Raw genomic sequence first — 16,793 nt, forward strand, 5'->3', positions numbered from 1 at the left:
TCAATTAACTAAGTGCCCGCAGGATCCAATAGCTTTTTAAACTTTATGAACTTTCAACTAATTTAATCGAACGTTTTTTCGGTTCATTCAATGATAAAATGCATGAAGCAGGATTTGGTATGACAGAAATTTCATTTTTTTTGAAAAAAATTTACCTCGTCTGTAAAAAAAACGGAAATTGACAGGATTATTAATGGAAAGTCCGGGGAGCGAATGGGCTATCGAAGATTTTCAAATAGATTAAATAAAAGAATAAAAAATAGAAAAAGTCTTAGAAAAGAGGACAGGAATTATTGGAAAAATCAAAATGTCGGAAAAATCCCCCTAAAAGGTTGATTTTTCCGACATTTTGCATTCTATTTTGAAGAAACGAACTTAATAAACAGTCTTGTCTTTGTTTTCTTTCCACAAGCTGAATTCTTCTCCAGCCGTATCCTCTTTCTCATTCAAAAAGGGAATACTCCGATCGGCCTCGGGGAGGGCAATCTCTTTATAGATCAGGGAATCATCGAATCCGGCAAGTGCTGCATCTTCTTTTGTAGAGGCATAATATACCCGGGAAGGTCTTGCCCAATAAATAGCACCAAGGCACATAGGACAAGGCTCACAACTGGCATATATCTCACATCCCCCGAGTTGAAAAGTATCTAACTTATGACAAGCCTCGCGAATCGCATTCACTTCGGCATGTGCTGTCGGGTCACAATCCGGAGTAACCGTATTGGCACAAGCTGCGATAATTTTTCCCTCCTTGACAACAACAGCGCCGAACGGCCCCCCGGTCCCCTGTTTCACATTCTCTACAGCCAAACGAATAGCTTCTCTCATAAACTTCTCTTCGTACATAACCTCTCAACTAAAATTTCATATTTCCCGTCCCCTCTCTCTTCCACCTCTAACCTCTATTCTTTTTACCTCTAGTTTATAGCTTACAGCCTTTAGCCTTTCCCTTTTTTTCCTTTCTTCTCCCCTTCATCCGGCAACTTCTTACTATACCAAAGCATAAAAATCCCCGCCAGAATAAAAGGAATACTCAAAATCTGTCCCATATTCAAGGCCATTCCAGCTTCCCAGGGTTCCTGTACTTCCTTGACGAACTCGATAATAAAGCGGGCAGAGAAGATCAGGATCAAAAAAGCGCCGAAGATAAATCCCATTTTCTTCTTAACGTTCGTTCGCCAATAAAGATACATCAAAACAAAAAAACTAAACAGGTAACAAATTGCTTCATACAATTGAGCCGGATGGCGCGGCAATTCCGGATTCGGTAAATCACTATTCATGAAGCGGAATCCCCAAGGCATATTGGTCGGTAATCCCACAATTTCAGAGTTCATCAAATTTCCTGTCCGGATAAAAAAGCCGGCTAAAGCAATCGGAATCACAGCCCGGTCTAAAATCCAGAATATAGATTTTTTGCTGACTTTCCGTGAATAATACCACAATCCGGCTATAATACCTATTGCAGCGCCATGACTGGCCAATCCCTGATAACCGGTAAACTTAAATTCGGGCGAAAACCGTACAGGCAGGATCATCTCCAGCGGATGCTGGCTATAATAAGCCCAGTCGTAAAAGATACAATGTCCCAAACGGGCACCGACTATCGTCGCGATCGCTACATACAACCACAATTTATCCAACCAGGCCATAGGCAATCCTTCGGACTTGAACATTTTCTCTTCAACCTTATAACCTAAAATAAAGGCCACAGCGAACAGCAACCCGTAATAACGAATGGAAATACCCCCCAAATTGAAGATCTCGGGACTAATATCCCAATTAATAAATAAAGACAACATACATTATGATTTTCGATTTATGATTTTTGATTTACGATTCAGACTTACCATTGAAATCTGAAATCGTAAATCCTAAATCAAAAATCAGTTTATTCATTTTTCCCGTGGCAGTTCTTATACTTCAGTCCGCTACCACATGGACAAGGATCATTCCTCCCCACTTTCGGTCCTACTTTCACCGGTTCGTGCCGCACCTGTTCACGGTTGGCAGCAGCAGCCTGAGCCTCCGAACGACTTTCCCGCAGTTTACTCAAATCGGTCCGCTTTTCTTCAGCTTCGCGTACATGCTCGGGTTCTTGCATCGGAATCTGCCCTTTCATCAGTGTAGACACCATCCCTTTATTGATCTTTTCCACCATAGTCTTAAACAAATTATAAGACTCGAATTTATAAATCAACAAAGGATCTTTCTGTTCATAAGCAGCATTCTGAACCGATTGTTTCAGATCGTCCATTTCGCGGAGATGTTCTTTCCAGGCATCATCGATATGAGCCAGAATGACCGATTTCTCGAAAGAACGCATCAAATCTTCACCATTCGTACGATAGGCCTTCTCCAGGTTGGTCACCACGCTGTACATCCGTTGACCGTCGGTAAAAGGAACGACAATATTCTTAAAGACATCTCCCCGTGTTTCGAATACATTCTTGATCACCGGATAAGCTTGCTGAGCGATATGTTCGACTTTACGCTGATAAGCCTCCCGTACATATCGATACAACGATTCGGCCAATTCATTGGGACGGGCTTTCTGGAATTCCTCCGGATCCACTTCATAATCGACGGACAATACCCTCAATACTTCCATCCGGAAACCTTCCGGATCGTTCACCGGCTGGTATTCCATAACGATTGCCTCACAAACATCGTAAGTATTATTTGCTACAGCCACACCGATACGTTCTCCTAACAAAGCCTGACGACGTTGTTTGTAAATCACCGTACGCTGGGAATTCATCACATCGTCATATTCCAGCAAACGCTTACGAATACCGAAGTTATTTTCTTCCACCTTCTTCTGTGCACGTTCGATAGACTTGGTAATCATAGAATGCTGAATCACATCCCCTTCCTGATGTCCCAAACGGTCCATCACCCGGATTATACGTTCCGAGCTGAACAAACGCATCAGGTCGTCCTCGAGCGATACGAAGAACTGGGAAGACCCCGGGTCTCCCTGACGTCCGGCACGTCCACGTAACTGACGGTCGACACGACGGGAATCATGCCGTTCGGTACCGATAATAGCCAAACCTCCGGCCTCACGTACCTCAGGGCTCAATTTGATGTCCGTACCACGTCCTGCCATATTGGTAGCGATAGTCACCGTCTTCGATTTACCGGCTTCGGCAACGATCTCGGCTTCCCGCTGATGTAATTTCGCATTCAATACATTGTGTTTGATACCACGCAGTTTCAACATACGGCTCAGCAATTCGGACACCTCGACAGAAGTCGTTCCCACCAAAACCGGCCGGCCTAAATCTACCAAACGGACAATTTCATCGATAACCGCATTGTATTTCTCGCGTTTCGTTTTAAACACAAAATCATTGGCATCGATACGGATCACCGGACGGTTGGTCGGAATAACCACCACATCCAGTTTATAAATATCCCAGAACTCACCGGCTTCCGTCTCTGCCGTACCTGTCATACCGGCTAACTTGTGATACATACGGAAGTAGTTCTGTAAAGTAATCGTTGCAAAAGTCTGAGTGGCAGCTTCGACTTTTACATTTTCTTTCGCTTCGATAGCCTGATGCAAACCGTCCGAATAGCGGCGTCCTTCCATGATACGCCCGGTCTGCTCATCCACGATCTTCACTTTATTATCGAGTACCACATATTCTACATCCTTCTCGAACAAGGTATAGGCTTTCAACAACTGATTGACAGTATGTACCCGTTCGGATTTCATCGCATAATTCTGGATCAGTTCATCCTTCTTCGCCAATTTTTCTTTATCATCCTTCGTGTCCCGTTCGATCTCTGCAATCTCCGAGCCGATATCCGGGAGGATAAAGAATTTCGGATCTTCACCTGCAGCAGTAATGGTATCATGTCCCTTATCGGTCAGGTCGATCGAATTCAGTTTTTCATCGATCACAAAATACAAAGGATCGGTAATCTCCGGCATTCTCCGGTTATTTTCCTGCATGTATTCGTTTTCCGTCTTGATCAGGATCGCTTTATTGCCTTCTTCACTCAAAAACTTGATCAAAGGTTTGTATTTGGGCAATCCTTTATGTGCCCTCAGTAACAATATCCCCCCTTCTTTTCTCTTTTTAGAATCATCGCTGGCCAACAGCTCTTTCGCTTCCTTAAAAGTCTGCATCACAAATTCCTGTTGCATTTTCACGAGGCGCTCCACCCGGGGCTTGTATTCATCGAACATCTGATCGTCTCCTTTGGGTACGGGGCCGGAAATAATCAACGGCGTACGGGCATCGTCGATCAATACGGAATCGACCTCGTCGACAATCGCAAAATTGTGCTTACGCTGTACCAAATCCTCCGGATTGATAGCCATATTATCACGCAGATAATCGAAACCGAATTCGTTGTTCGTACCGAAAGTAATATCGGCCATATAAGCCTGCCGACGCTGGGGAGAATTGGGTTGATGCTTATCGATACAATCGACAGAAAGCCCATGGAACATATAAAGCGGTCCCATCCACTCCGAGTCACGTTTGGCCAGGTAATCGTTTACCGTCACCATATGCACACCACGTCCGCTCAAAGCATTCAGGAACACCGGAAGAGTAGCCACCAAGGTTTTCCCTTCACCGGTAGCCATCTCTGCAATTTTTCCCTGATGCAAAACAGCACCACCGATCAGCTGCACGTCATAATGCACCATATCCCAGGTCACCTCATTTCCTCCGGCAAGCCAGGAATTGAAATAAATGGCTTTGTCACCTTCTATCTCGACAAAATCGTGAGTAACCGCCAAATCCCGGTCGAACTGGGTCGCCGTCACTTCAATTTCAGTATTCTCTTTAAAACGACGGGCGGTTTCCTTCATCACAGCAAAGGCTTTAGGCATCAATCCGGTCAAAACTTCTTCTACCTTTTTGTCGATCTGTTCTTCCAGCTTATCTATACGATCGTAAATTTCCTCCCGTTCTTCGATCGCAGGCCTTTCCTCTTCCACTTTCCGTTTGAGTGCTGCAATCTCATTCTCTTCTTCTCCGATATATTCACGTACTTCCTTTTTCATATCTTCAGCAACTGCACGTAATTCATCGGCACTGATACTTTTCAGCTTCTCCCACTCTGCATTCACTTTGGCCACAATCGGCATCAGTTCTTTCATATCCCGGTCGGATTTATTTCCGAACAGGCTTTTTAAAATATCATTAAAACCCATTTAATTATAAATTGTAAATTGTAAACAGTAAAATTTTAATCGACGACACTTCGTCAATCTTTCAGAAAATTGAATTTCCTCTCGTTTATCCGAGATAGACTACCCTCGTAAATCTTAATTATAATTTGCAGATTAAACCTCAGGAGCCCTGATCTTATGGGCAATACGACATAAGGATCCGATATTGACACGGACCGTTTTATCGAAAGTAAAATCATCGGCAAGCGCCTCGACGACGGGGATTTGAAAATAATCCGGAGGCAAACCGGAACAAAAAACCTGTTCCTCTTCTTCTTCTTCCAAATAAACAGATACGACCTTTACCGTATTGGTTATGATCAATCTACACCTTTCCCCTCTCAAAGACTCTCCACAACCCTGAGCCTTTAAAGGAATCGTTACGGCACAACCGGCCATAACATACAATGCAGCGATCAAATATCTGTTCATTTCCACAAGTGACAAATATAAGGGAAAATACAAGAAGTTAAAAATGTTTCCGAAAGAAAATCAACAGATAAATGATCGGTAGCTTCCTGTGTATCCTAAAAAATAAAGTGTTTATATACATGTTTATCCTAAAATGTAGAATTATTCTGGTACTTGTTCGTCTCCGGTGTTCGTGTTGGGGAACCATTGGAGCTCTGGCAAGTGTCGTCTTGCTTTTTCTGAACGCCCGACCGGTAGTGTCTGACGAGCTTGCGAGGAGTTCCAACGGTCAGTGAGTTCTTCGAATAAGCGAGAGAAAAGCAAAATCTTTTGTTTTTCCGAGCAGGAGAAGAACCGATGAAATCAACGAAAGCCTTAACGGACCGGTCCAGGCGACCGGGTCTTCTGCCACAAAATCCGGAATCGGAATAGAAAGAAAAAATAAAACCTACTTTTATAAGTCCAAATATGTATATAACGGCCCCCAATAATACTTTTCTTATATTTGCCGGACATATGGGAATTTAATCCGTCACAAACATGAATAAAATCGTTGTAGCAATAGATTCTTTCAAGGGAAGTTTAAGTTCCCGTGAAGCCGACGAGGCAGCAGAACAAGGTATCAAAACAATCTTTCCGCAGTGTGAAGTACTGCATTTTCCGGTAGCCGACGGGGGTGAAGGCATACTGGAAATCCTGACGGATGCTTTCCACGGCCATACCGTTCCGCTTGTCGCCCATAACCCACTTATGCAAAAAATAACTACGCAATTCGGTATCTCGGAAGACGGCCGCACGGCATTGGTGGAAATGGCAAGGATCAGCGGCCTGCCACTGTTACCTCCCTCCCGGCGGAATCCCATGCTCACGACCTCCTATGGTCTGGGAGAAATCATTGCAGAAGCCCTGAACAAAGGATGCCGGCACTTTATTATCGGAATAGGCGGAAGTGCCACGAACGATGCCGGTTTAGGCATGTTACAAGCTTTAGGATTCCGCTTTTTCGATCACGACAATAAGCTTTTAGGAACCGGAGGACAAATATTATCGCGAGTCGCTGCTATTGACACCACGGCGGTTCATCCGGCTCTGTCCGAAGCCAGTTTCACCATCGCCTGCGATGTCGATAATCCTTTTTACGGTCCCCGTGGGGCTACCCGGATATTTGCCGGACAGAAAGGAGCAACCCCCGAAATGACAGAGCATCTGGAAGCAGGCATGCAAGCTATAGCTGCCGTTATCGCCCAAACTACCGGAAAAGACATCGGCCGGATTCCCGGCTCCGGAGCAGCCGGAGGAGTCGGCGGAGCTTTTCTGGCTTTTACGAATGCCCGGTTAATGTCCGGGATTGACTTGATCCTAACCCATCTTCAGTTCGGTAAGCGAATCCAAAATGCCGATCTCATCATCACCGGAGAAGGAAGTGCCGATGCACAAACGACTATGGGAAAAGTAGCTTACGGCATACTTCGGGAAGCCCGCAAACAAAACATTCCGGTCCTTCTGGTAGCCGGCCATATTGCAGATACCCCTTCCTTGTATACCGCAGGATTCAGTGGCATATTTTCCATCGCCCCGGGTCCGGTGACTCTGGAAAAATCCATGCATCCCGAATTTGCCGCTACCCACCTGCAACGGCTGATCACTCAGATTTGCAAGCTATTACAAGCTTTCAGGGTTTGATCTGATTCAAAATCAAATGACAGGCAGGAGTATATACCGATCCATGATCGAATCCCTGCAATTCATAAAGGGTGACTTTGTCGTTCCCCAAAGCTTTCAGTATAACTTCAAGGTGCAAATTTTCTTCGTAACGGGCTGTCATTTCCAACTGCCGGTCTCCGGTTATCATCACCAAAGGAGGTATCCCCTTACGTGCCCGATTAAGCGGTGCATAGCAATCGACAACAGGAATATCGAACGGGATATTCCGTTCCTTCCGAATCGTAAAATGAGTATTCGTCTGACCACTTACCGGGAAAAGTCCGGCCAAACGATCGGCATCTTCCCCGTACCGTGCCAGATAGGCTTTATCCAACCCCACCATCAGGGTGAGGTATCCTCCGGCAGAATGCCCGGCCACGTATACCCGGGTGGGATCTCCCCCATATTCCCCGATATGTTTCATCACCCAAGCCACAGCAGCTGCCGCATCGTCGATATAAGCCGGATGGGTAGCCCGGGGACTTAACCGGTAATTCACGCCCGCCACAGCTATTTTCCGTCCCTGAAAAACAGGCGGAATTTCCTTTCCCCCACCTTCCAATCCTCCCCCGTGAAACCAGACGATCGTGGCAAAACCTTTTTGCTGCTCCGGATAATACAAATCCAGTTTACAACGTTCTTTCCGGTAAGCATTCGTATCGGAAACAGGTACATAAGAAATATCCTTCAATGTTTTATACTGTGCCCACACGGGAAGACCGATCCATATAAATAAAAAAAACAGTATGCTATTTTTTTCACCTCTGTACTGATTTTACTTCGTAAAAAACGACCTTATTTCTTATCTCCGAATGCCAGATCACCGGCATCTCCCAACCCCGGATCGATATAGAATTTATCGGTCAAAGCCTCATCCAGAGCAGCTGTCCATAAAGTCAACGGCTCTCCTGCCAATTCTTTTTCCACATATTCCACACCTTGCCGGCTGGCAATGACTGAAGCGATATGCGTATGGGCAGGCAAACTCCCCTGTTTCAACAATTCCCGGTAAGTGATCACCAGGGATTTACCGGTTGCCAGCATCGGATCGACCAGTAAAAGTTGTTTTCCAGTCAAATCGGGGGTATAAACCGAATCGAACCGGATTTCGATTTGTCCCTCTACCCGGCTATAAGCCCGGCGGGCAGAAACAAAGGCACTTCCTGCATGATCGAAATAATTCAGAAATCCCTGATGAAAAGGCAAGCCGGCCCTCAACACTGTAGCGATAACCACTTCTTGCCGGGGCAACATCACCGAAATCGGATTGATCGGAGTCCGGATCGTCCGGGCACTATAATCGAACGTTTTACTGATTTCATAAGCCATCACTTCCCCCACCCGTTCCAGATTACGCCGGAATCGCATGCGGTCTTGCTGAATATCTACCGCTCTGATCTCAGACAAAAAAGTATTTAAAACAGAATTCCGGGTATCAATTACATTTACCATAATCTTTTCCTTGTATTTAGCACACAAAGAAAACAAAACTTACCCCAAGGAACAAAAAATGTCCGTTCTTTTTCAAGTACGGTAATAGAAAACAATAGAAGCCTTTTCTAAAGTATGTTTCCAAAGCTTAAATCCGACCTGTGCGGGAAGAGTATCTTTGGACATTTCCAGTGATTCGATATCCAAAGCATACAAGGTAATCATATAATTATGCCACCCATGCCCATGAGGAGGATTAGGCCCTCCATAACCATAAGTACCGTAATCATTCAAACTCTGTATTGCCGAAACCGGTGCTAAATGGCCGAATGTATTCCCGGCATCCGGACGCAGTTCACCGACACTAGCCGGAATATCGAACATCAGCCAATGCCAGAACCCACCTCCGGTAGGAGCATCTTTATCGTACATGGTAATGGCAAAACTACGTGTACCTTCGGGGGCATTCACCCAGGAAAGCTCGGGAGAGATATTCTGTCCGCCACAATCCGGATGTACCTGCCGTAACGCAGCCACACCCCCGGTATCGTTGCTACGTAAAGTAAAAGTTTCTATTTTCATGACTCTTCGTTTTTATTTTCTAAACGAAAAATCACGAAAAATGTTTATCGAAGTTGGGTTGAAAATTCTTTGATCCGTTGTTCGTCGGCTTTCCGGCATATCAGAATCACATTGTCCTGTTCGGCAACGATATAATCTTTCAATCCCTGAATCAATATTTTCTTATCAGCCGAAACATGCACGACACACCCTTCACTCTCCACCATACATACCTTGCCGCCGACAACCGCATTTCTTCCATCTCCTTTCGGTAATTGTTCGTACAAAGACCCCCAGGTTCCCAGATCAGACCATCCGAAAGCTGCGGGAAAAACATAAATATTGGAAGCATGCTCCATAATGGCGTAATCGACAGAAATATGCTTACATTCGGGGAATTTTGCATCGATTGCCTGCTGTTCGTCCGAAGAATAATAAATATCGTTCAAAGAATCGAATATAGCCGCTATTTCGGGTTCATTCCGGCGGAAAGCATTTTCAACCGTCCTCACATTCCACAGAAAAATTCCGGCATTCCAATAATATCCCCCTGCCGCCAGATAAGCTTCTGCCGTTTTCAAATCCGGTTTTTCTTTAAATCCTTCCACCTCCCTGATTACTTTTGCTCCGGATTCCGCACCGTCTTCTTCCTGTTTTACTTTTATATAACCATACCCGGTTTCCGGACGGGTCGGCCACATCCCTATAGTCAGAATCCGATCCTCGCTTTTCACAAAATCTATCCCTTCACGGATCACCCGTTTAAATTCAGGCACATCCATCACGATATGATCGGCCGCCGTGACAATCAAATTCGCTTGCGGATCTTTCTTTTTAATCTTCCAGGCTGCATAGGCAATACAAGGAGCCGTATTACGCATACAGGGCTCGAGCAATATATTGGAATCCGGGATTCCGGGTAATTGAGCTTTCACCAGCTCCCGATACCGGACAGAAGTAACGACCCATATATTTTCCACCGGACAAATCCCTTCAAAACGATCTGCCGTAAGCTGCAATAAAGTATATCCAGTCCCTAAAACATCGATAAATTGCTTCGGTCTCTCAGGAGTACTCATCGGCCAAAACCGACTTCCTACTCCACCGGCCATAATAATAATATGATTCATCGGATTCTCTATTTTAAGCTATTAATTGCGGTAAAGAAAAACTGAAAACAGAACCTAGATTTTCTTCGGATTCAAACCAAAGTTCTCCTCCGTTTTTACGGGCGAAATCCCGGCAAAGCAACAATCCTAATCCCGATCCCTCCTCACTATTGGTACCGTAAGTGGTAAAATGAGTACTATCTTTCAACAATTTATGCTGATCTTCTTTTTTTATCCCTTTACCTGAATCGGTCACCGATACGATCACTTTCCCATCCTCTGCCTTAATCCCGACCTTGATCTCCGAATCAGGATTACTGAATTTCACTGCATTAGATATTAAATTTCTCAAAATGGATTTGATCATTTCGATATCCACATAGACAAAAAAAGACTCATGATCCGTGCGGATCAATTTGATATGTTTCACTTCGGCGACAGAGTTCATCACTTCCACCACCCCATCCGCCAGTCCACTGATATCCAATTTCTGCGGAATAACCGTCAATTTACCCAATTGACTTTTCGTCCATTTCAACAGATTATCCAGTAAGCTGAATACTTCTTCCGAAGTCTTGTTACTCATTTCAAGCATATCGAAAATATCCGGATCGATCTTATCTTTCTCCACGCTCATCATAATGGTATTCAATAACATCTTCATAGAAGCCATCGGAGAGCGCAAATCATGAGCAATCACCGAATACATTTTATCTCTCCCGGCAATGGTTTTCCTCAGCTCTTCATTTTTTTCCTCTATAATCCGCCGGGCAGCCACCAACGACAATTGGTGTTTTATTCTGACCATCAATTCTTCTTTCCGGAAAGGTTTGGATATAAAATCGCCCACTCCCAGTTTGAAGCCATTGACAATGCTTTGGGTGTCATCTAAAGCTGTCAGGAAAATAATAGGAATCTCACAGCGGAACTCTTCCGATTTCAGGCGTTCAGCCACCTCGAATCCATCCATTCCGGGCATCATAACATCCAGCAATATCAAGTCGGGATTTTCATTCCGAATCACTTCCAAAGCCTCCTGCCCGTTATTCGCCACCAGAATGCCGTACCCTTCCTTACCAAGCAAAGCTTTTAACAAAAGTACATTGGTTTGAACATCATCAACTACAAGTAACTTAAATTCTGCCGGATTTATCTGCATAATTTATTTTGTTTATACAACTTTTAAATTTTGTCCAAAATTACAAATATTCCCGATTTTTCTCTCCATTCAGGAAATTGTTTTTCTATTCAACCCGAATATACAACAATCTTGTCAAAATTTATAACTGAAAAAAAAGAGAATTGTCAATCCTGCACCCTATCTTTGTATCAGTGAAGATAGGGCTTCACAAGTGAAGTGCACCCTAAAAGTTGGACACAAAATTTTTAGGATTTATTTTATATCCCATTTATTTTCTCTGAAACAGATGAAGACTTCGAACAGATGCCCTATATTCTAAAAGCCCCCACTGACGAACCACCGGTCAATATTCAGCACATTACCAATTTTTGTCAAAATCTGAATATCTCTCCTTCGGAAATCCGGAATTCCGTCCGTCATCTCTCCTAGAAAACCCAATGCAGAAAAAATTGAAATGGTTTATCGTACTGAGCGAAAAAGATAAAATCAAATGGACAGAACTAAACAACGTTTCAGTCATCTACAACCCTTTATCGTCCTGACTTCGTCAATGCGTTCCCAAAATCAGGAGACACTCTCGGGCTGGTTACAAAGTGTCTTGATTGCAAGATGTTTCTCAGTCAAGAAGAGAGTCTTCGTAAAGCAGCTGCCATTCTCTGGCATCTTTATTCTAATTGTTGTAATGGTTTTTGCCGCATCAAGCACATGATCAACACTCATCGCAATCTTGTTAAAGCCAACAAGTCTCTCCAATTCCTTGTATATTTTGCAGACGATGAAGCAGGTGCATACATGTGCCTCAATCCTTCTTTCTGTAAAGTGAAACATGGGGTACATTTCCAATGTCCCTTTTGAAATTCTGAAAACACGTTCCACACCCATAATCCGTGATATTCAGCGATAACACGTTCAGCGTCAATATCTGTATTGGTAATGTATCCTTTCAGATTAGTCATTCTCCATTACGCTTGTATTCGCAACAGGACTTATCCTTTCTCTCTAATGAAAGAATCCTTGTTTAATGGGAACTCTTTCGCTCCTGATGCGTACGCCAAGGATATACTTATAGCCAGCTTGCCGCAACAGAGCCACATTACTTTTGTTCATCAGACCGGAATCTGCTATGATATCTAATCCCAAGGGACTATCTAACAATAAAATGTTATTCAGTCCCTTGGTCTTATAAAGATTAGATTTACAGATCTCTAGTGATTTCATCTATTTGTTATAGCCCTTATCTCTTTAATGATTTGAGTATTTTCATACATTGGGGATTTGATGGACGAGGCATATTTAAATTGATGATTTTTCCCTCTTTATCTAGTAAAATATATCTAGGAATAGTTGCAACGTCATAACTGTGCATGAAAGAAATCCATTTCCGGTCCATTATCAGTTGAGTGCCTTTTAAAGCTTTCTCTTCAATAAATTTAATCCATTCGTCTTTGTCCAAGTCTGTTGCGATGCCAATAAATGCAATGTTTTTCTTTTTAAGTTTTTCTTGAATTTCTTCTAAGTAAGGAATCTCTTCTTTACATGGAAAACAGTGTGTAGCCCAAATATCAATGAATACGTATTGTCCTTTAAAATCTTTTAAAGAATACATTTTTCCATTTTTGTCGGCAAATTGGAAATCCGGTGATTGTTCGCCGACTTTTGCCGGTTTTACCCCATCTGCAAATACGCTTAGACAAATCAATATGCCTAAACTGCTAAATACATACTTTAATTTCATATTCTTTTATTATTTATTTGATTACTTGATCATATTCATTGGTTTTGATGTCATAGAAACCTGTGTTTGTAAAGTCTCCAAGTAAGTATTTGGCAAAATGAGAACGTAACTTATGTTCAAAATACCACTCTGAAACACCATCATATGTATGCCGTCCGCGAGGTAAAAATACAAGTTCAAAATCTTTACCATGGTTTATCAGAGCATCTGCCATACGGATTGTTTGTGCTGGATGTACATTCCCGTCCATATTTCCAACAATCAGCATCAGATGGCCTTTGAGATTCTTTGCTAATTCCATGTTTGTTGGCAAATTTGTTGTGTAAACAGTTTTTGTTTTTGTTACTACAGAATCTTTGCCATTGGCTGTTTTTATCGAATCTTGTGTCTTAACGATTTGTTCATCAATAGCGTAATGGCTTTCTACAAAGAATTGGCTATAAATATTATTATCATGATTGCCTGCCGATGATACACATGCTTTATAAAAATCAGGGTAAGTACAAATTGCAGCCGTTGACATCATTCCTCCTCCAGAGTGCCCGTATATACCAACTTTGTTTCCATCGATGTATGGGTGACGTTTTATTAGTTGCTCTAATCCACATTTATCGTCAGCCAGCGCATGATCTCTAATGTTGTTGTATCCAAATGAATGATAAGCTCTTCCTCGGAATGGAATGCCTCCTCGGTGATTGAAGGCAACAACGATACAACCAATTTGAGCTAATGCTTCATTAGTTGAGCCTACTCCAAATATTAGTGGAACGTTGTCGGTTTGTGGGCCAGGATATACACATGAAATAATGGGATATTTTTTAGTAGAATCAAAATCAAAAGGTTTCCACATTACGCCATATAAATCTGTCTCTCCATCTGCTGATTTGACAGAGAATGTTTCAGGCATTTTCCAACCTTTTTTATATAAATCATCTAAGTTGACTTCACCTAGCGAAGCGATTAGTTTTCCTCGAATATCTCTAACTGAAAACCGACATGGCAGATCCGGGCGTGAATAAGCGTCGATGATGTAACGTTTACTCGGAGAAAAAATGACTTCATGCGTAGCTTCTTCAGGTGTTAATATTGTTACCTTGCTTTTCTCATCAATGTTTGCTTTGCAAATTTTCGCATAGCTGGGATTTTCATCAGGTGCAATACCATAAGCCTGAAAGAAAATGGTACGATTTTTTTCATCTATTTCCACAATTTTTCCGGCTGTCCATTCGCCTGAAGTAATTGCATTCTTTAAATTGCCTTCACGGTCATAATGGTAAAAATGTCCATATCCAGAACGTTCTGACCACCAAATAATATCATTGTAATTGTTTATAAAATGTATTGACGCTAATTCAATTCCAATATACGGGTCGCCTTCTTCATGTATGATGACTTTTACATCTCCTGTCTTCAAATTAACATCACATACTTCTAGTATATTGTTTCTTCTGGTTCTACGCTCCAAAAAGAGTTTGTTATTTTTAGTATCTGAATGGAGAACTCTGGTTAATTGGTCTTGCCATTTGTCAATCTTGATTTTTTTCTGGGTTTTGGTTTCCACATCAAATAATGAAATCTCATCATACAAGACAATGGAGTCGCCGGCCAATACTGCTTGTGTGTTGTAGGCCAGGGGACGTCCTTTCAGGTAATTCATGTTTGATATTTCAGCAACTTTATGAGAATTCTGACGGAAAAGATAGAAGTTTTTTGAATCTTCAAACCAAACCGGAGCTAATGGAACTTCTTCTTTGACGTCTCCCCAGCCTGTCATATAGCTGAATTCAAGAGTTCCGTCAAAAGTTAGTTGTACAACTGTGGAATCCTCTAGATTGCGGATGTAGGCATTGTGGTTTTTCCCGAATACCTGATATTTCCCATCGGGGGACATTCCCGAATCAAAGAAACCGTGTATAGGTGGCATATCAGATTCCGAAGGCAGGTTTGTATAACCTAATTTTTTAGTGATGCGGTTATAGTTGAAGATGACTCTGCCGTCTCGCCATGATAATATTCTCCCTCCTTTTTTGAAATGGATTTTCCATAAACCTAATTTTTTAGGGTTATATTTTCTTCCTGTCGCTTTTTCCATTTCAGTGGCTAAGTAGACCGGATCAATGAATTCTTCAACTTTTTTGTTTTTTAAGTCGACATAGAAATATTTTTCACCATCATTGGTTTGCAGACTGTACCAGAAATCATCACTGCCTTCTGTGAAGAATGGCGTTAAACGGTCATATTTCCAAGGTAGTGAAAATGCTTTCGTTTCTTCAGCACGCTTATAATTTGCATTTTGAGCTGTTGTTCTTCCTAGGAAGCAGCTTATTAAAAGTATTCCAATGATTATTTTCATATAAACTGGTTTATGATGTTATTGTTTGAATAATTTTAGTATTTCTTCGCGTAAAATTTTAATATCAGTAGTGGTTACAACTATTTGATTATCTGTATTAAGAAGTACTATATGTGGTATTCCATGAATTCCATATAATTGATTTAATGGATTGTCAGGTTTGAAACCATCTAATTTAGAGCCTTGAAACCATGGAATATTTTCCTCTTCAATCGCTTTAATCCAAGCTTCTTTTTTGTCATCTAATGATATTCCAATGATTTCAAGCCCTTGCTCATGGAATTCGTTATAGAGTTTTACTAACTGAGGGGTCAATGCTCTGCAAGGAGCGCACCAGGAGGCCCAAAAATCAATGATTTTAGCTTTTGCTTTGATGGAATGGAGGTTAAATGATTTACCGTCTGGAGTTTGTACTGTAAAATCTGGAGCAATTTGTCCAGGAGCCAATGTTTGCATTTTTTTGATTTGTGTCTTTATTTGCTGACCTAAAAGGCTATTTTGTAATTCAGCAGGGAATAATTCATATCTTTCAGTTAGTTCTTTTAAATTCATCCGATCAGCATTCTGTGCGATATGGTTAAGAGCTACGTAAGTGGTTGCATTTTTTTGTAAAAAAGCTTCTTTTTGTTTTTCAATAGTTTGTTGAATGGAATCTAAGAATGTATTTAATTCTTGAAAACGTGTGCTTTGCGGATTGTTAGCTTCTTTGATGTATTCGTCCCGAATGCTGTCAATTGCTTGAGATAAATTTTGATCTATTAAAAATAAACCGTGTGCAATTTTTTGACTTTCTCCTCCTCCTATTATCTCACTCATTTCTAAATTTTGAGGATTTAATCGTACGGTGTAGTCTGTGTTTTCCAAATAGATTGGAGCATGTCCTATACCCTTCCCCGGAATTTGCAAGGTAGCAATTGTCAAATTAGATACTTTACCTTTTAGTTCGAATTTTTCTTCTTTGATTTCTGCCTTGGCCAACGTGTCTGCTTTTTTGTCAAGATAGGAAATGATACAAACCATTCCTTGTCCGATACCGGTTGCAGTGCCTTGTATCTTGTATTCGCCAGGTGTTGAACAATTACTTAGACCTACTCCTATGAAAATGATTCCTAATCGGATGAATTTAAATAGTTCCATGTTATATCAATTTT

General features: G+C 42.0%; 13 protein-coding genes and 1 pseudogene. 1 reads left to right on the plus strand and 13 read right to left on the minus strand.

Annotated elements, in window-relative coordinates; translation table 11 throughout:
- Positions 1 to 375: 375 nt before the first annotated feature.
- The 4 genes from AC5RDS_RS14030 to AC5RDS_RS14045 form a co-directional block, all read right to left on the minus strand.
- Positions 376 to 846 (minus strand): nucleoside deaminase, encoded by a 471-nt coding sequence (locus AC5RDS_RS14030; RefSeq protein ID WP_217799641.1) that lies wholly within the window; start codon positions 844 to 846, stop codon positions 376 to 378.
- Between the two features lie 92 nt (positions 847 to 938).
- A complete protein-coding gene (gene lgt, locus AC5RDS_RS14035; protein WP_013610802.1) occupies positions 939 to 1,802 on the minus strand; it encodes a prolipoprotein diacylglyceryl transferase in 864 nt (287 codons plus the stop codon).
- Positions 1,803 to 1,891: 89 nt separating this feature from the next.
- Entirely contained in the window at positions 1,892 to 5,179 is a 3,288-nt protein-coding gene (gene secA / locus AC5RDS_RS14040; protein ID WP_118104464.1) for a preprotein translocase subunit SecA, read from the minus strand.
- 132 nt (positions 5,180 to 5,311) lie between these two features.
- On the minus strand, positions 5,312 to 5,629 hold the full coding sequence (locus AC5RDS_RS14045; protein ID WP_013610800.1) for a hypothetical protein: 318 nt from the start codon (positions 5,627 to 5,629) through the stop codon (positions 5,312 to 5,314).
- A 519-nt stretch (positions 5,630 to 6,148) separates the two neighbouring features.
- On the opposite strand from AC5RDS_RS14045, the gene AC5RDS_RS14050 reads away from it, so the two are divergent.
- Positions 6,149 to 7,291, plus strand: coding sequence for a glycerate kinase family protein (locus AC5RDS_RS14050; protein WP_113028441.1), 1,143 nt, complete (start codon positions 6,149 to 6,151; stop codon positions 7,289 to 7,291).
- On the opposite strand, the gene AC5RDS_RS14055 is transcribed toward AC5RDS_RS14050, so the two are convergent.
- The 9 genes and pseudogenes from AC5RDS_RS14055 to AC5RDS_RS14095 all read right to left on the minus strand — a co-directional run bounded on the left by AC5RDS_RS14055 (position 7,281) and on the right by AC5RDS_RS14095 (position 16,779).
- The gene (locus AC5RDS_RS14055; protein WP_306446337.1) at positions 7,281 to 8,060 is read right to left on the minus strand and encodes an alpha/beta hydrolase; all 780 of its coding nucleotides are present in this window, start codon (positions 8,058 to 8,060) and stop codon (positions 7,281 to 7,283) included. The two genes, AC5RDS_RS14050 and AC5RDS_RS14055, sit on opposite strands and share 11 nt — an antisense overlap.
- Positions 8,061 to 8,107: 47 nt before the next feature.
- A complete protein-coding gene (gene upp, locus AC5RDS_RS14060) occupies positions 8,108 to 8,764 on the minus strand; it encodes a uracil phosphoribosyltransferase (protein ID WP_181990671.1) in 657 nt (218 codons plus the stop codon).
- 72 nt (positions 8,765 to 8,836) lie between these two features.
- Positions 8,837 to 9,325 carry a YbhB/YbcL family Raf kinase inhibitor-like protein gene (locus AC5RDS_RS14065; RefSeq protein ID WP_046405626.1) on the minus strand — a complete coding sequence of 163 codons (489 nt, stop codon included), beginning with the start codon at positions 9,323 to 9,325 and terminating at the stop codon, positions 8,837 to 8,839.
- Between the two features lie 44 nt (positions 9,326 to 9,369).
- Positions 9,370 to 10,434: a mannose-1-phosphate guanylyltransferase gene (locus tag AC5RDS_RS14070; protein WP_013610795.1), complete on the minus strand. Its 1,065-nt coding sequence runs from the start codon at positions 10,432 to 10,434 to the stop codon at positions 9,370 to 9,372.
- Between the two features lie 13 nt (positions 10,435 to 10,447).
- Entirely contained in the window at positions 10,448 to 11,572 is a 1,125-nt protein-coding gene (locus AC5RDS_RS14075) for a hybrid sensor histidine kinase/response regulator (RefSeq protein WP_013610794.1), read from the minus strand.
- Positions 11,573 to 12,118: 546 nt separating this feature from the next.
- Positions 12,119 to 12,682: pseudogene (locus AC5RDS_RS14080) on the minus strand (transposase); the annotation flags it as partial.
- Positions 12,683 to 12,788: 106 nt separating this feature from the next.
- The gene (locus AC5RDS_RS14085; protein WP_013610793.1) at positions 12,789 to 13,289 is read right to left on the minus strand and encodes a TlpA family protein disulfide reductase; all 501 of its coding nucleotides are present in this window, start codon (positions 13,287 to 13,289) and stop codon (positions 12,789 to 12,791) included.
- Between the two features lie 13 nt (positions 13,290 to 13,302).
- Positions 13,303 to 15,642 carry a S9 family peptidase gene (locus AC5RDS_RS14090; RefSeq protein WP_013610792.1) on the minus strand — a complete coding sequence of 780 codons (2,340 nt, stop codon included), beginning with the start codon at positions 15,640 to 15,642 and terminating at the stop codon, positions 13,303 to 13,305.
- A gap of 18 nt (positions 15,643 to 15,660) precedes the next feature.
- Complete coding sequence (locus AC5RDS_RS14095) at positions 15,661 to 16,779, minus strand: TlpA disulfide reductase family protein (protein WP_087383084.1); 1,119 nt, start codon at positions 16,777 to 16,779, stop codon at positions 15,661 to 15,663.
- Positions 16,780 to 16,793: the final 14 nt, after the last annotated feature.

This window comes from Odoribacter sp., assembly GCF_985060555.1.

Excerpts from the sequence above, each read along its gene's own strand:
- AC5RDS_RS14095 (WP_087383084.1), bottom strand. The coding sequence starts at position 16,779 with ATGGAACTATTTAAATTCATCCGATTAGGAATCATTTTCATAGGAGTA.
- AC5RDS_RS14090 (WP_013610792.1), bottom strand. The coding sequence starts at position 15,642 with ATGAAAATAATCATTGGAATACTTTTAATAAGCTGCTTCCTAGGAAGA.
- AC5RDS_RS14045 (WP_013610800.1), bottom strand. The coding sequence starts at position 5,629 with ATGAACAGATATTTGATCGCTGCATTGTATGTTATGGCCGGTTGTGCC.
- secA (WP_118104464.1), bottom strand. The coding sequence starts at position 5,179 with ATGGGTTTTAATGATATTTTAAAAAGCCTGTTCGGAAATAAATCCGAC.
- upp (WP_181990671.1), bottom strand. The coding sequence starts at position 8,764 with ATGGTAAATGTAATTGATACCCGGAATTCTGTTTTAAATACTTTTTTG.
- AC5RDS_RS14065 (WP_046405626.1), bottom strand. The coding sequence starts at position 9,325 with ATGAAAATAGAAACTTTTACTTTACGTAGCAACGATACCGGGGGTGTG.
- AC5RDS_RS14050 (WP_113028441.1), top strand. The coding sequence starts at position 6,149 with ATGAATAAAATCGTTGTAGCAATAGATTCTTTCAAGGGAAGTTTAAGT.
- lgt (WP_013610802.1), bottom strand. The coding sequence starts at position 1,802 with ATGTTGTCTTTATTTATTAATTGGGATATTAGTCCCGAGATCTTCAAT.
- AC5RDS_RS14085 (WP_013610793.1), bottom strand. The coding sequence starts at position 13,289 with ATGAAATTAAAGTATGTATTTAGCAGTTTAGGCATATTGATTTGTCTA.
- AC5RDS_RS14030 (WP_217799641.1), bottom strand. The coding sequence starts at position 846 with ATGTACGAAGAGAAGTTTATGAGAGAAGCTATTCGTTTGGCTGTAGAG.
- AC5RDS_RS14075 (WP_013610794.1), bottom strand. The coding sequence starts at position 11,572 with ATGCAGATAAATCCGGCAGAATTTAAGTTACTTGTAGTTGATGATGTT.
- AC5RDS_RS14070 (WP_013610795.1), bottom strand. The coding sequence starts at position 10,434 with ATGAATCATATTATTATTATGGCCGGTGGAGTAGGAAGTCGGTTTTGG.